The organism is Sphingorhabdus sp. (genome assembly GCF_046292425.1).
Classification (GTDB): domain Bacteria; phylum Pseudomonadota; class Alphaproteobacteria; order Sphingomonadales; family Sphingomonadaceae; genus Sphingorhabdus_B.
In genome coordinates this window covers 20,575-33,699 of sequence record NZ_JBKBQV010000012.1, presented here as the reverse complement: position 1 = coordinate 33,699, position 13,125 = coordinate 20,575, and the positions used below count along the sequence as shown (strand labels likewise).

The window sequence follows — 13,125 nt, the reverse complement described above, 5'->3', positions numbered from 1 at the left end:
TCACGAATTACCCACATCCAACAGGCAAGCGATGTGTTGCCCAACGTTTGCGGTCACTTGATAACGCTGAAACAGATGCCTGGAAAAATGCAGCCTCAAACGTCCAGGTTTGCGACGTTTAGCGCATTTTCCACAATGAAATCGCGCCGTGGTTCAACAACTTCGCCCATCAATTTGGTGAAAATATCGTCCGCAAGATCAGCCTGGTCAATTTCGACGCGCAATAGTGAGCGATGGTCGGGGTCGAGCGTCGTTTCCCACAATTGTTCGGCATTCATTTCGCCAAGGCCCTTGTACCGCGAAATCGACAGTCCCTTGCGGCCAGCTACCAAAATGGCATCAAGCAATTCCGAAGGACGGGTGATGGCACCCTTGTTGCCGACGCTCACCGCCGTCGTTGCGCGCTTGGCTTGATCGCCAACCGCATCACCAGTTTCCGCATCGGCCTCAGTATCGCCTTCGTCTACGCTATCGGCAGCGGTCACGGCAGTGACTTTTATAAGCCGTGCCGGTGTTTCGTAGCTTGCGGTCTCTTCGCTGGCCAGCTTGTGCAATTTGCGGGCTTCTGCTGACATCAGGAATGCAGCCTCGATGATGTGATGGTCGGTTACGCCGCGCCAGAGTCGCTCGAAATGATAGCCGCCATCTTCCGACACGCGGCCGGACCATTTGCCTTCGACATCTTGTGCACCCATCCACGCGGCCGCTTTGGCAACGGCAGCAGTGCGGTCAGTGGCTTCGGGGTCCAATGCGCCAGTCAGCGCCATAGCCTCAACAATCGTCGGGTCATAACGGCGCGGCACAAACGCCATCAAACTGCGCATTCGGCGAGCATGGTCGACTAAAGCGCCCAAATCAGCACCAGCGCGCTGTCCGCCCGCGCCTTCCAGAACCACACCGCCCAAGCCAAGTTCGACCAAGTGGTCGTCCAGCGCCTTGTCATCCTTGACGTAAATTTCGCTGCGGCCCTTTGCAACCTTGTACAAAGGTGGCTGCGCGATGAAGAGATGCCCGTTCTCGATAATCTCGGGCATCTGCCGATAGAAGAACGTGAGCAAGAGCGTACGAATATGCGAACCGTCGACGTCCGCGTCGGTCATGATCACGATTTTGTGATAGCGCAGTTTCTCGATGTTGAAATCTTCACGGCCGATGCCAGTGCCCATGGCTTGAATGAGGGTCCCGACTTCCTTTGACGACAACATCCGGTCAAAACGCGCGCGTTCGACGTTCAGAATTTTACCCTTTAACGGTAAAATTGCCTGATAATGGCGATCACGGCCTTGCTTGGCGGATCCACCCGCTGAGTCACCTTCGACCAGGAACAATTCGGATTTAGCGGGGTCTTTTTCCTGACAGTCGGCAAGCTTGCCGGGAAGCGACGCAACGCTCATCACTGATTTGCGGCTGGCTTCACGTGCCTTGCGCGCGGCTTCGCGGGCCGCGGCAGCGTCTATTACCTTTTGGATGACTGTACGGGCGTGGCCGGGGTTTTCCTCCAGCCACTCGCTCATCCGGTCGGCCATGAGGCTTTCAAGCGGCTGGCGGACTTCGGAGGACACCAGTTTGTCCTTCGTCTGCGACGAGAATTTGGGGTCGGGCAATTTTACCGAGACGATCGCGGTCAAGCCTTCGCGCATATCGTCGCCGGTAAGCGTTACCTTTTCTTTCTTCAATACGCCGGATTTTTCGGCATAATTGTTCAGTGTGCGAGTCAGCGCAGAACGAAAGGCAGCCAAATGGGTGCCACCGTCACGCTGCGGGATGTTATTGGTGAAGCACAGGACATTTTCGTAATAGCTGTCGTTCCACTCAAGCGCCACATCAATGCCAATACCATCGCGATGCGAGGTAATCGTAATCGGTTCTGCAAGCAGTGCCGCCTTGTTCCGATCAAGATATTTAACGAACGCGCCAATGCCGCCTTCGTAATAAAGGTCATGTTCCTTGACATCAGAATGCCGGTTATCGCGCAGCAAGATACGAACACCGGAGTTCAGGAACGCCAGTTCACGATAGCGATGCTCAAGCTTGTCGAAGTCAAATTCGAGCACGTTCTTGAAAGTATTGGTCGACGCCATGAAGGTAACGCGCGTACCCTTTTTGGGCTTGCCATCGACCACCGGAGCATCACCGCGAATAACGAGAGGACCCACGGCATCGCCATGCTCGAAACGCATCCAATGCTCTTTGCCATCACGCCAGATGGTGAGTTCAAGAAACTCAGACAACGCGTTCACCACAGACACGCCAACGCCATGCAATCCGCCGGAGACCTTGTAGGCATTGTCGTCGGATGTGTTCTCGAATTTGCCGCCCGCGTGCAACTGGGTCATGATAACCTCTGCAGCGGAAACACCTTCTTCCTTGTGCATGCCCGTGGGGATACCACGGCCATTATCTTCGACTGAAACGGAGCCGTCGGGGTTCAACTCGATCAATACCAGATCGCAATGCCCGGCTAGCGCTTCATCAATGGCGTTATCGGAAACTTCGAACACCATATGGTGAAGGCCGCTGCCGTCATCTGTATCGCCGATATACATGCCGGGCCGCTTGCGCACTGCGTCGAGCCCCTTCAAAACCTTGATACTGTCGGCACCATATTCGTTTTGGTTGGGGTTAGCTGCGCTGTCCGCAGAGGGGTTGTTTTGCGCAATTTCTGGTGTTTCTTCAGTCATTCGCGGACCATAGGCCTTAACCCCAGAAAACCCAAGGAAAAGCCTCAAAAAATCGGCGTTTTTCCACAATCTTTTATTGGCAAGGGTCACTGCATTTGCCGATGTTGTGCTGCCGTCCCAAATTAGGCGATGAAACTTCTGCAGTTCTCGCTAAATCATTAGGTAAGGCAAAGGATCAGGAGACGGAATCGGTATGCATATTGAGTCTGAACTGGAAAAATCGTTCGGTGACTTCGGCTCGCTTATTGCCGCTTGGGCTGAAGATAAGCCGGACGGTCGAGCGATTGCCGACAGCACGGCTGAATTGACGTGGCGCGATCTGGCTGCGTTGACAGCGCGTATAGCTGCGCAGCTTCAGCGCGACGGGCTGCAGCATGGCCAGGCTGTCGCCATTTTGGGCACCAGCAATGTTCAATATGCATTGGTATATCTTGCCGCCGTGCGGGCCGGGGGCTGTGCAGCGCCACTGACAACGTCGGCGGCTCCGGCGCAATTGGCCGCGATGCTGAAAGATTCGGGCGCTATGCATCTTTTCGTCGATGCCGCTAAACTGGCTGACCTCGAAGGGGTCGCATTGGGCGATGTCAAGATCGTCCTGCTGGATGACGCAGTTAGCGACTATCCTGCATTAACCGCGTGGATGGCGGACGAAGGCGTGGCATTGAACGCGAGGCCGCCAGCAGCGAGCGACCCTTTCAACATTATCTATTCCAGCGGAACCACCGGCACGCCAAAGGGTATCATTCACTCGCATGGCATGCGTTGGCACCAAATGGCCGGCGGATTCAAATCGATCTACAATCGTGAGACGCGCTCGCTTGTCTCCACGCCATTATATTCGAACACGACATTGGCGGTATTCTTGCCGACGATTTGCCATGGTGGTTTTGCGCGGATCATGGAAAAGTTTGATGTACTTACCTATCTTGGCCATGCCCAGACTGACCAGACCACGCACACGATGCTTGTGCCCGTTCAATATCAAAGGCTGTTGGCGCATCCCGATTTCGCGAATTATGATCTAAGCAGCTTTATCATCAAGTTCTGCACCAGCGCACCATTTGCAGCGGAGTTGAAGGCCGATGTACTTAAGCGCTGGCCTGGCGGGCTAGTCGAAATTTATGGCATGACCGAGGGGGGCGTCGTCTGCATGTTACAGGCACACCACCACCCCGACAAGCTACATACCGTCGGGCAGCCTGTAACTGGCCATGAACTGATCGTGTTAGATGAGGACGACAACCGCTTGCCCCCTGGGTCCAAGGGCATTCTCACCGGGCGTTCGCCAACCATGATGTCGGGCTATAAAAATCAGCCCGACAAGACGCAGGAAATGGAATGGCGTGACGAAGACGGCAATGTCTGGCTGAAAACAGGAGACATCGGCATCGTTGACGATGATGGGTTTGTATCGATTGTCGGTCGTGCCAAAGACATGATCATTTCCGGTGGCTTCAACATTTACCCCAAAGACCTGGAGGAATTGTTGGAGGAGCAGCCTGAAGTTGCTGAGGCAGCGGTGGTGGGAATACCTTCGGAAGCATGGGGCGAAACGCCGGTTGGATTCGTGCGGCTGCGAGAGGCATCGGCGTCGCCGGACGTCATTCTGGACAGGGTCAACGGGCAGTTGGGCAAGACCCAGCGCATTTCCGTGCTTTATACCATCGACGAAATGCCGCGCAGCCATATCGGCAAATTGCTAAAAACCGACTTGCGGATTTTAGCAGCGGAGAAGCAGATTGGACGGTAATTTGGGACCTGATCTTGCCGCTGTCATCTCGGTTTTGCAAACGGCGTTAACCCCCGCGTTCCTGCTTGTTGCTGTGGGTAGCCTGCTCAATGTTCTAACGGGCCGCTTGTCGCGAATTGTTGATCGTTCGCGCGACCTCCAGCGCCAATATGCCGATACGGAGGGGCAAGCACATGAGCGCGTGGTGCGCGAACTGCGAATTATCGAAAAACGCATGCGAGTGGTGGGATCGTCGATTTTGTTTGCGGTGCTGTCCGCAATTTCGGTTTGTATCATGATTGTGGTCCTTTTTGTCCTTGGGCTGACAAATTCTTCGGCCGCTTGGGTGGCCGTTGCACTTTTCATGCTGGCACTTGCGCTATTATCTGCGTGCCTTTTTCAATTCGTGCGCGAAATCCGTCTGGCGACCTATGCCATTTATGTTCCGGAGGAATATCTGGAATTGCCGCCCGCGCCTAAGCCTCCGGAACGTAAAGGGCGCGACACCATTTAGGCGTTCATGCTCATATTATTCGTGGTTACCGTCATCGTGTCCGCCGCATTGATGGTGGGAGCATTATGGGGCGTATACGGCAAGCTGTCGAACCGGACTGAGGGCTTTATAGTTGCAGCCGCCGGTGGTGCTTTGACGATGTCTGTCATTAGCGAACTTGTAGAGCCCTCGGTTAAAGAGGGCAGCTTATGGGTATCCATCTGCGCTCTTGCGCTCGGTGCTGTTCTGTTTTCGTTGGTGGATTACTGGATCGACGAGAAGCTGAAGTCCGAAAAAGGTGTTGGGTTGCTGGCAGCCATAACATTTGATGGCGTGCCTGAAAATCTCGCGCTTGGCGTTGCGCTCATCGGGGCGTCGGTGGGTGAGGTTGCCGCCCTGGCCGGGGCAATTTTGCTATCGAACGTTCCCGAAGCTGCGGGCGGTGCACGCGAGATGAAGGAGGGCGGAATGAAGCCAGTCACTATTTTCGCATTGTGGGGCGGGGCAACGATCTTGCTCGCGGGTGCCGCTTTGACAGGCAATTTTATGCTAGAGGGTGCAGATCCTAATCTGCTGGCGGCGATCCGGTGCATTGCGGCAGGCGCGGTTGTCGCGTCATTAGCAACGGAAGTATTTCCCAAGGCATATAAAAAGGATCATCATCTCGCTGGCGTTGCAACTGCGTTGGGCTTGATGGTAGCAATCTGGCTGGAAAGCTTTGGAGGTTAGCCAGCCTTGTTATCGAGCTGCTGCACACGTTCCATGACTTCAGAGCGGATGGCCGGGGTTACGAACTTGCCGATTTCTCCACCGTACAATGCGATTTCCTTCACGAGCCTAGATGCAATGGGTTGAAGCGAGACATCTGCCATTAAAAACAGTGTTTCGATGCGGTCGTTTAGCTGACGGTTCATGCCGGTAAGTTGGTATTCATATTCGAAGTCTGTGACCCCGCGGATACCGCGAATGACGGTGCTTGCACCTTGAGCTTCGGCAAAATCCATCAGGAGCGAGTTAAATCCGACAACGCGAATATGGGCAGCGCCTATGCCTGCAACTTCCCGCTCGACCATGGCAATCCGCTCATCATCTGAAAACATGGGGGACTTCGCCGCGTTCGTGGTCACGCCAATGATAAGCTCGTCCACCAATTTCGCACCGCGTCGGATGATGTCCATATGACCAAGCGTTATGGGATCAAAGGTGCCCGGATATACGCCGATTCGGTGCGTCATCAATGGTCCCTTTCCGTAATATAGTTGGCAATGGCACGCAAAAGATCGGCTTCGCTGCCATAGGTCGACAGATGTTCATTGGCTTGCGCCACCAGCATATCCGCCTGTTGCTTTGCACGGTCCAGACCCATTAGCGACACAAATGTGCCCTTGCCCGCGCCTGCGTCTTTCTGAAGTGCTTTTCCGGCTCGTTCGGGGTCGCCCTCTACGTCCATAATGTCATCGGCGATTTGGAAGGCAAGGCCGATGTCGCGCGCATAGCCGCGCAGGTGAGTCCGTCCCTCGGGCGGTATATGGCCTAATATGGCGCCCATTTCCACGCTTGCTGCGATCAACGCACCGGTCTTGAGCGCTTGCAAGCGGGTAATTGTCTGTAGATCAAAAGCCGATTTTTCAGCTTCGATATCCATCATCTGGCCACCAGCCATACCTTCCGGGCCGCTGGCCAACGCAAGCGTCGACACCAGTTCGCCGCGGATAAATGGATCGGTATGGGTCTGGGAGCTGGCCAAAATCTCAAATGCCAAAGCGTGCAAGGAATCGCCGGCAAGGACGGCAGTTGCATCATCAAATGCACGGTGCACAGTGGGTTTGCCGCGCCGCATGTCGTCATTATCCATGCACGGCAGGTCGTCATGCACCAATGAATAAACATGAATGGCTTCGACTGCGGTGCCAACCCGCAAGGCCACGTTGCGATCCACATGGAACAAGGCGGCGGTAGCAGTCACGAGCAACGGCCGAAGCCGCTTGCCGCCGCCTATCGCCGCATACCGCATGGCAGCATATAGACGATCCCGGGCGTCACCCGGCAATGGAAGAAGAACATCAAACTCCCGATCAATGTCCTCCGCGATCTGCGCGAGCGAATCCTGAAGCAATGAAGATGGGGGAGCATGGGACATGATCCTCATCCTGCGTCGAAGGGTGTGGTGCCCGCTGGCGACCCATCTGGCCCCAGTGTAATCGCCTCAATGCGCGCCTTTGCCGTGTCCAGTCTTTGCTGGCACAACGCTCGTAGCGCATTGCCGCGTTCGTACAATGCGATCGACTCATCCAGCGGTGCTTCGCCACTTTCAAGCTTGTGTACGATATCCTCAAGCGCGCGCAGCGCCTGCTCGAAATTCATGTCGGCTACGTCTTGAGTCATGCGACTGCAATGGCGTCCCACTCTCGCCGGGTCAAGTGCTTCGCTCTATCGACAAATTTGCTCTTTTCGCCTTTAATCTGCTTCACAATCCCGACCTGCTGAGGCAGGGGCCTGCGCCTATGACAAAAAAACTCATCTTCATCGCCCCGTTGTCGATGCTTGCGCTGGCAGCATGCAACTCCACTGAAACCCCTGCGGCTACTGAAAATGGTACTGAAACCGCGGCTGTACCGGCAGCAGACGTTGAATTGCCACCCGCGATCACCGCGACCGGTACATATCGCTGTGCCGACAACACTATTCTTTATGTAGATTTCCTGGGGCAGAATGAAGCAGCCGATATTCGAGTGGGCGAAAAAACAGCGCTGGCAATCCGCGTGATGGCGCCCAAGGCAGATGTCCCCGCGGCTGGCACCAGCCCAGCACCCGCCCAAGCGAACACCGCCGGTCCCTTGACTTCGGCGGATGGCGAAAACTCACTTTCGGGTAGCGGCAATCAGATCAATGTTAAGCTTGCTGGCAAGGGCGCGCAGACCTGCAAAAGCTGATTTCTTCTTCATTCCGTAATATTGGATCTGTTCCAGTATCTTCAGGATGACGAATAAACCATAAAAGAACCTGATTTATCAGAACAGGGGTCGGAATTCCGGCCCCTTTTTTTAAACACCGGACTTCAACAGCCAATCGTGAAAAATTTTGACAGCGCGTTGCTTGAGCGCGCGGGGGCGACACACGAAATAATAGCTATATGGACTTTCAACTTCAGCATTGAACAGCCGAGTCAGTCGTGGATCGCGGGCGTCTGAAAAATGGCTGCCATGCATGATGGCGACGCCAAGGCCGTTTGCAGCAGCTTCAAGCATTAGTGCACCGCTGTCCAGACTGTCGACGGCAGCGGGCTTGAGGCGCGGTACTCCCATCGCCTGACGCCAGGCATCGAAGATCATCGGCATGTCACTGTGCACCATCACTGTGTGCTTGCTCAGGTCTTCGGGCTTTTGCACATTATGTTCCTTCGCCCATTGTTCCGAGGCGATGGCGTAAACCAGATTGCGGTCGAGGCGGACGCTGTACAGTTTCGGGTCGACCTCAGTCGCAATGATGATTGCAGCGTCTACCACGTCGCCCAGCAGATTTTCAGCATGGCCAGAGGTGTCGACGTCAATATGTAGTTTTGGAAAGGCCTTGCGCAGTTCAGGCAAGCGCGGGATGAGGCGCTGAGACCCGAAAAGGGGCAAGAGGCCCAGCCGCAGGCGATATTCGCCGCCACGGCCCGCCAGTTCGTCTACTGCTTCAGCCATGGCATCCATCGCTGGTTCAACGGCCGCAAGCAGGGCCTCTCCGTCAGCATTGATAACCATCGCTTGTGCCCGGCGGTCGAAAAGCGACTTTCCGATGAAATCTTCCAGTGCCTTGATGCGCCGGCTTAGCGCGGGCGGGGATAGGGCAAGTTCACTGGCAGCGGCCTTGGCCGATCCAAGTTTTGCAACACGCAAGAAAGCTTCCAGCGAACGTAAGGGCGGCAATCTGCGCATATCATCTCCTCATTTTGTCGCAGTGCAACAAAAAATTATCCGATTTCGCGATCGTGCTAATGTCACGAAATTCGTATTAAACCCATAAATTGTAGTTGCATGATTTGCAACAGCTATTGCACTGTTCGCACTTGCACAAAAAATGAAATATCGCCATACGGGAAAAGCCTTATAGGCATCCTCTCCTAAAGACTTTTTCAGGGTCGACTTCGGTCGGCCCTTTTTTTTTGTCTAAATTCCCGATCAGCGGGTCGTAATTCTGGGAACAAGTTCTATTTTGGTAGCTTAACGATAATGAGGCAGCCGATGTCCCCCAAAACAAAAACGCCAAAGCTACAGGTTGCCAACGCCAAGCTCGAAGATTCGGGGCGTGGCCTTGCGCGCATGTCGCACCAGTTTATGACGGCACATGGCATTGCGCAGGGCGATGTCATCGAAATCGTCGGCAAACGAAGCACGGCTGCACGTGCCGTTGATCCTTATCCGGAAGATGAGGGGTTGGAGGTAGTCCGTCTGGATGGCTTGCAGCGCGCAAATGCGGGCGTAGGGGCTGGCGACTATGTTGAGGTCCGAAAGGCGGCTTCAAAAGCGGCCACAAAAGTTGTGTTTGCACCCGCCCAACGCGAAATCCGTCTTGAAGGGCCGTCCCAAGCCTTGAAGCGAAGTTTTCTTGGGCGTCCGGTCCTGGCTGGCGATGTTGTCGCCACACATGGGCAGCAAAGAGTGGCACCGGATGATATGCCGCCGCAGTTGCGCCAAATGCTCGCTGCACCGGCTTTTGCACTTGCTGAAATCCGACTGACCGTCGTCTCTACGGTGCCAAAAGGCATTGTCCATATCGATAATGACACCGAAGTTGAGCTGCGCGCAGAATTTGCGGAAGCCAAAGACGGCCGCCGGGCAGACGTCACTTATGACGACCTTGGCGGCATGGGTGATACTATTAAGCAATTGCGCGAAATGGTGGAATTGCCGCTGCGGTATCCAGAGTTGTTTACCCGGCTAGGCGTTGATCCCCCGCGCGGCGTTTTGCTGCATGGTCCCCCGGGAACTGGCAAGACGCGGCTGGCACGCGCGGTAGCCAATGAGAGCGAAGCGGAGTTCTTCCTGATCAACGGTCCTGAGATTATGGGATCGGCTTATGGCGAATCCGAAAAAAAGCTTCGGGAAATTTTTGAAGCGGCCACCAGGGCGGCACCGTCAATACTGTTCATTGATGAAATTGACTCGATTGCGCCTAAACGTGACCAAGTGCACGGTGAGGCAGAAAAGCGGCTGGTCGCGCAATTACTTACGCTTATGGACGGTCTGGAGCCGCGCACCAATCTTGTGGTGATTGCGGCGACAAACCGGCCAGAGGCCATTGACGAGGCACTGCGTCGGCCGGGTCGGTTTGATCGTGAAATCATCGTTGGCGTTCCTGATGAAAATGGCAGGCGTGAGATTTTGGCAATCCACACGCGCGGGATGCCACTCGGCGCTCGGGTTGATCTGAAAGAGCTTGCGCGGACAACCTTTGGTTTTGTTGGCGCTGATCTCGCTGCACTCACGCGGGAGGCGGCGATTGAAGCAGTGCGACGGATCATGCCGAAAATTGACTTGGCAAGTGGCACTATTCCCGCAGAGGTTCTGGAAAGCCTGAAGGTCACGCGCGACGATTTTTTTGAGGCTATCAAACGCGTTCAGCCGTCGGCGATGCGTGAAGTCATGGTGCAGGCACCCGATGTGCGCTGGGAAGATATTGGCGGCCTCGATGACGCGCAGATGCGATTGAAAGAAGGGGTCGAGATGCCGTTGCGCAACCCTGATGCCTTCCGACGCTTAGGAATCAGGCCAGCAAAGGGATTTTTGTTATATGGGCCGCCAGGCACCGGCAAAACCTTGCTTGCCAAGGCTGTGGCGCGTGAAGCACAGGCGAACTTTATTGCTACTAAGTCCTCTGATCTGCTGTCTAAATGGTATGGTGAGAGTGAACAGCAAATCGCTCGCCTTTTCGCCCGTGCGCGACAGGTCGCGCCTTGCATTATATTCTTCGACGAGATCGACAGTCTTGCCCCCTCGCGCGGGGGTGGCAGGGGTGAACCTCAAGTTACCGAACGTGTCGTGAACACCTTGCTTGCGGAGATGGACGGCCTTGAAGAACTGCAGTCTGTTGTGGTGATTGGCGCTACCAACCGGCCTACATTGCTTGACCCGGCATTGCTGCGTCCGGGGCGTTTCGACGAATTGGTATACGTTACCGTTCCCGATAAAGGCGGGCGACGCCGGATATTGGGTATACACACCGTAAAAATGCCGATTGGCAAAGATGTTGATCTCGACGAAATTGCCGAGCGAACCGAGCGTTACACTGGCGCAGATCTTGAGGATCTTGTGCGTCGTGCGGGTCTTTTTGCTTTACGCGAAGGGGGCAATGACGTGCGGGAAGTTAACATGGTGCATTTCAGCCAGGCGCTAAACGCCTCCCGTGCGACTGTCACGGTCGAAATGGAGGAAGAATATGGCGCGATGGAGACTAAGCTTAAGGCCGCGGCACTTCAGCCGCAGGGCATGGGCTTTGTTTCGCCGGGGATGATGAAGCCGGTCCGCGATTCCAAGCATGATCCTTAAAGATCCGGCACGACCAATGCGCGGCGTCCCCAGACGATCAAAAACAGCAGAGATGCAGAGATCAAAATAAATGTTGCCGGTTCCCAATAATTGAACAAAGCGACACCGACCGCGGGCGCAAAAATATAGGCCGCGCCATTAATGGACGCGATCTTGCCTGCGACATCGCCTTGCTCGTGTCGGCGTACAGCCAAGGATGCTCCTGCGGTAAAGCCTGGCCGAAACAGCCCAAAACCAAGCGAGGCGATGGCAAAGCCAGTGCTGATACCATAAAAATCATAGCTGATGCCCGTCAAAACTGTGCCGATGAGCGCCAGAATTGCGCCCAACAGGACTGAACTGCGCGCAGCCAGCGACAGCATGGGAATGAGCCCCCACTGCGCTAACAAGGTTGCCATTGCTCCAATGAGCATGACAGAACCGCTGGCCTGCACTGCCTCCCACGGGCGGTCATGAAGTCCAAGCCGGTCGCGGACCAGAAACCCAACCACGCCCAATATGATTGCTTGGGCATGCCCGCCAATTAGCCCCGCAATGAGCCAGGATGCCATCCTTTCGTCACGCCACGGCAAACGCACTTCCTTGGAAGGAAGCACGGAGCCCAGCGCCTCACCTTTGATGTCCTCGGCGTCGGGCGAGTTCATGGACGCCGAATTGGGATAGGCGGCAACAGCGCCCCGCGCTTCAAAGCGAGGTGTATCGTTTGGCAATTGGATATACAGCGCAATCAGAACGGCCACGCCAAAGGCCGCAAACATGATAAGCGGTCCCGCGAGCCCAAAGGGCGGAAACAGGAAATAATGCGCTGTCGCAGGGCCAATGACAGTGCCGACGCCGAAGGATGATGCCAGCATTGATAATGCCTTGGTGCGTTCGGCCCTCTCGGTTCGGGCGGCAACATAAGCCTGAACCGCTGGCGGCGCGGCCGAACCAAAGCCACCGTAAAGGCTCCGGAATAACGCAAACAGGACAAAGGTAACCACGGGGCCAATCAGGCCAGCCAAACCAAGCCAAAGTACAAGTCCGCATAGGCCCATCGATGCAATAAAGCCCATGACGCCAACGCTCATCAACTGTTTGCGACCCCTGCGGTCCGACAGACGAGCCCATTTGGGTGCGGTAACGACCCATAATAATGCAGACCAGCTAAAGGCCAGGCTGACCCAAACGTCAGGCATATCCAGTTCACTGGCAATTGCGGGAAGCGCGGACTGCATGGCGGTATTGCCAGCCGCCGCGACTAGCATCACCAAAAACAACACCACGACTCGACTGTTGGGGATTGCTTGGACCGCGCTCATGGTTTTTTCCAGTCATAGCTGCGCGTTACCTGCGCGACATGCAGGCTATATTCCGAATACCACCGTTCACGTCCAGCGTCGCGGATTGCGGTGTGTTCAGGATGATCACGCCATGCCTTAGCGTTGGCTTCATTCGCCCAATAGCTGACTGTTATGCCAAGTCCACCTGTCCCGCGCACTGAATCCATGGATATATAGCCCTCTTGTTGTGCGGCCAGATTATCCATCATCGCGGCGGCGCGGGCATAACCATCGGCGTCCAGTTCCGTGCGCTGCGCCACAAAAATAACGGATATGGTGCCACTAGGAAGCTTCGCCATGGCGGCGGCATTGGGCCGAAATGTGGCGCAATGCAAGTCGGAGGGAACAGATAGTTGTATAACGCGGTTGC

Annotated in this window: 12 protein-coding genes; 5 read left to right on the top strand and 7 right to left on the bottom strand. The window is 55.3% G+C overall.

Going from position 1 to position 13,125, the window contains the following annotated elements; translation table 11 throughout:
• Positions 1–95 precede the first annotated feature (95 nt).
• Positions 96–2,681: a DNA topoisomerase (ATP-hydrolyzing) subunit B gene (gyrB, locus tag ACK4S7_RS04315; RefSeq protein WP_409644751.1), complete on the bottom strand. Its 2,586-nt coding sequence runs from the start codon at positions 2,679–2,681 to the stop codon at positions 96–98.
• Positions 2,682–2,874: 193 nt separating this feature from the next.
• On the opposite strand from gyrB, the gene ACK4S7_RS04310 reads away from it, so the two are divergent.
• Genes ACK4S7_RS04310 through ACK4S7_RS04300 form a run of 3 tightly spaced genes read left to right on the top strand, consistent with a single transcriptional unit; the run spans position 2,875 to position 5,632 of the window.
• The gene (locus ACK4S7_RS04310; protein ID WP_409644750.1) at positions 2,875–4,431 is read left to right on the top strand and encodes a class I adenylate-forming enzyme family protein; all 1,557 of its coding nucleotides are present in this window, start codon (positions 2,875–2,877) and stop codon (positions 4,429–4,431) included.
• Complete coding sequence (locus ACK4S7_RS04305; RefSeq protein WP_409644749.1) at positions 4,421–4,924, top strand: DUF2721 domain-containing protein; 504 nt, start codon at positions 4,421–4,423, stop codon at positions 4,922–4,924. Before ACK4S7_RS04310 ends, ACK4S7_RS04305 begins: the two co-directional genes overlap by 11 nt.
• A gap of 6 nt (positions 4,925–4,930) precedes the next feature.
• Positions 4,931–5,632 (top strand): ZIP family metal transporter, encoded by a 702-nt coding sequence (locus ACK4S7_RS04300; protein ID WP_409644748.1) that lies wholly within the window; start codon positions 4,931–4,933, stop codon positions 5,630–5,632.
• On the opposite strand, the gene coaD is transcribed toward ACK4S7_RS04300, so the two are convergent.
• From coaD to ACK4S7_RS04285, 3 genes are read right to left on the bottom strand one after another with little or no spacing between them, the layout of a single operon-like run.
• Positions 5,629–6,141 (bottom strand): pantetheine-phosphate adenylyltransferase, encoded by a 513-nt coding sequence (coaD, locus tag ACK4S7_RS04295; protein WP_409644747.1) that lies wholly within the window; start codon positions 6,139–6,141, stop codon positions 5,629–5,631. The two genes, ACK4S7_RS04300 and coaD, sit on opposite strands and share 4 nt — an antisense overlap.
• Positions 6,138–7,043, bottom strand: coding sequence for a polyprenyl synthetase family protein (locus tag ACK4S7_RS04290; RefSeq protein ID WP_409644746.1), 906 nt, complete (start codon positions 7,041–7,043; stop codon positions 6,138–6,140). Before ACK4S7_RS04290 ends, coaD begins: the two co-directional genes overlap by 4 nt.
• A gap of 5 nt (positions 7,044–7,048) precedes the next feature.
• Entirely contained in the window at positions 7,049–7,288 is a 240-nt protein-coding gene (locus ACK4S7_RS04285; protein WP_409644745.1) for an exodeoxyribonuclease VII small subunit, read from the bottom strand.
• A gap of 119 nt (positions 7,289–7,407) precedes the next feature.
• On the opposite strand from ACK4S7_RS04285, the gene ACK4S7_RS04280 reads away from it, so the two are divergent.
• Positions 7,408–7,836, top strand: coding sequence for a hypothetical protein (locus ACK4S7_RS04280; protein ID WP_409644744.1), 429 nt, complete (start codon positions 7,408–7,410; stop codon positions 7,834–7,836).
• Positions 7,837–7,947: 111 nt separating this feature from the next.
• Here ACK4S7_RS04280 and ACK4S7_RS04275 read toward each other — a convergent pair whose 3' ends face one another.
• On the bottom strand, positions 7,948–8,823 hold the full coding sequence (locus ACK4S7_RS04275) for a LysR substrate-binding domain-containing protein (RefSeq protein WP_409644743.1): 876 nt from the start codon (positions 8,821–8,823) through the stop codon (positions 7,948–7,950).
• Between the two features lie 306 nt (positions 8,824–9,129).
• On the opposite strand from ACK4S7_RS04275, the gene ACK4S7_RS04270 reads away from it, so the two are divergent.
• Positions 9,130–11,433, top strand: a complete 2,304-nt coding sequence (locus ACK4S7_RS04270) for a CDC48 family AAA ATPase (RefSeq protein WP_409644741.1) — start codon at positions 9,130–9,132, stop codon at positions 11,431–11,433.
• Here the strand turns inward: ACK4S7_RS04270 and ACK4S7_RS04265 are convergent.
• Both ACK4S7_RS04265 and ACK4S7_RS04260 read right to left on the bottom strand, forming a co-directional pair.
• Positions 11,430–12,734, bottom strand: a complete 1,305-nt coding sequence (locus ACK4S7_RS04265; RefSeq protein WP_409644740.1) for an MFS transporter — start codon at positions 12,732–12,734, stop codon at positions 11,430–11,432. The two genes, ACK4S7_RS04270 and ACK4S7_RS04265, sit on opposite strands and share 4 nt — an antisense overlap.
• Positions 12,731–13,054, bottom strand: a complete 324-nt coding sequence (locus ACK4S7_RS04260) for an antibiotic biosynthesis monooxygenase family protein (protein ID WP_409644738.1) — start codon at positions 13,052–13,054, stop codon at positions 12,731–12,733. Before ACK4S7_RS04260 ends, ACK4S7_RS04265 begins: the two co-directional genes overlap by 4 nt.
• Between the last annotated feature and the right edge of the window lie 71 nt (positions 13,055–13,125).

Bases quoted from the DNA above. Each gene is read 5' to 3' on its own strand.
- ACK4S7_RS04300 (WP_409644748.1), top strand. From the start codon at position 4,931: ATGCTCATATTATTCGTGGTTACCGTCATCGTGTCCGCCGCATTGATG.
- ACK4S7_RS04310 (WP_409644750.1), top strand. From the start codon at position 2,875: ATGCATATTGAGTCTGAACTGGAAAAATCGTTCGGTGACTTCGGCTCG.
- ACK4S7_RS04260 (WP_409644738.1), bottom strand. From the start codon at position 13,054: ATGGCGAAGCTTCCTAGTGGCACCATATCCGTTATTTTTGTGGCGCAG.
- gyrB (WP_409644751.1), bottom strand. From the start codon at position 2,681: ATGACTGAAGAAACACCAGAAATTGCGCAAAACAACCCCTCTGCGGAC.
- ACK4S7_RS04285 (WP_409644745.1), bottom strand. From the start codon at position 7,288: ATGACTCAAGACGTAGCCGACATGAATTTCGAGCAGGCGCTGCGCGCG.
- ACK4S7_RS04265 (WP_409644740.1), bottom strand. From the start codon at position 12,734: ATGAGCGCGGTCCAAGCAATCCCCAACAGTCGAGTCGTGGTGTTGTTT.
- ACK4S7_RS04270 (WP_409644741.1), top strand. From the start codon at position 9,130: ATGTCCCCCAAAACAAAAACGCCAAAGCTACAGGTTGCCAACGCCAAG.
- ACK4S7_RS04275 (WP_409644743.1), bottom strand. From the start codon at position 8,823: ATGCGCAGATTGCCGCCCTTACGTTCGCTGGAAGCTTTCTTGCGTGTT.
- ACK4S7_RS04280 (WP_409644744.1), top strand. From the start codon at position 7,408: ATGACAAAAAAACTCATCTTCATCGCCCCGTTGTCGATGCTTGCGCTG.
- ACK4S7_RS04290 (WP_409644746.1), bottom strand. From the start codon at position 7,043: ATGTCCCATGCTCCCCCATCTTCATTGCTTCAGGATTCGCTCGCGCAG.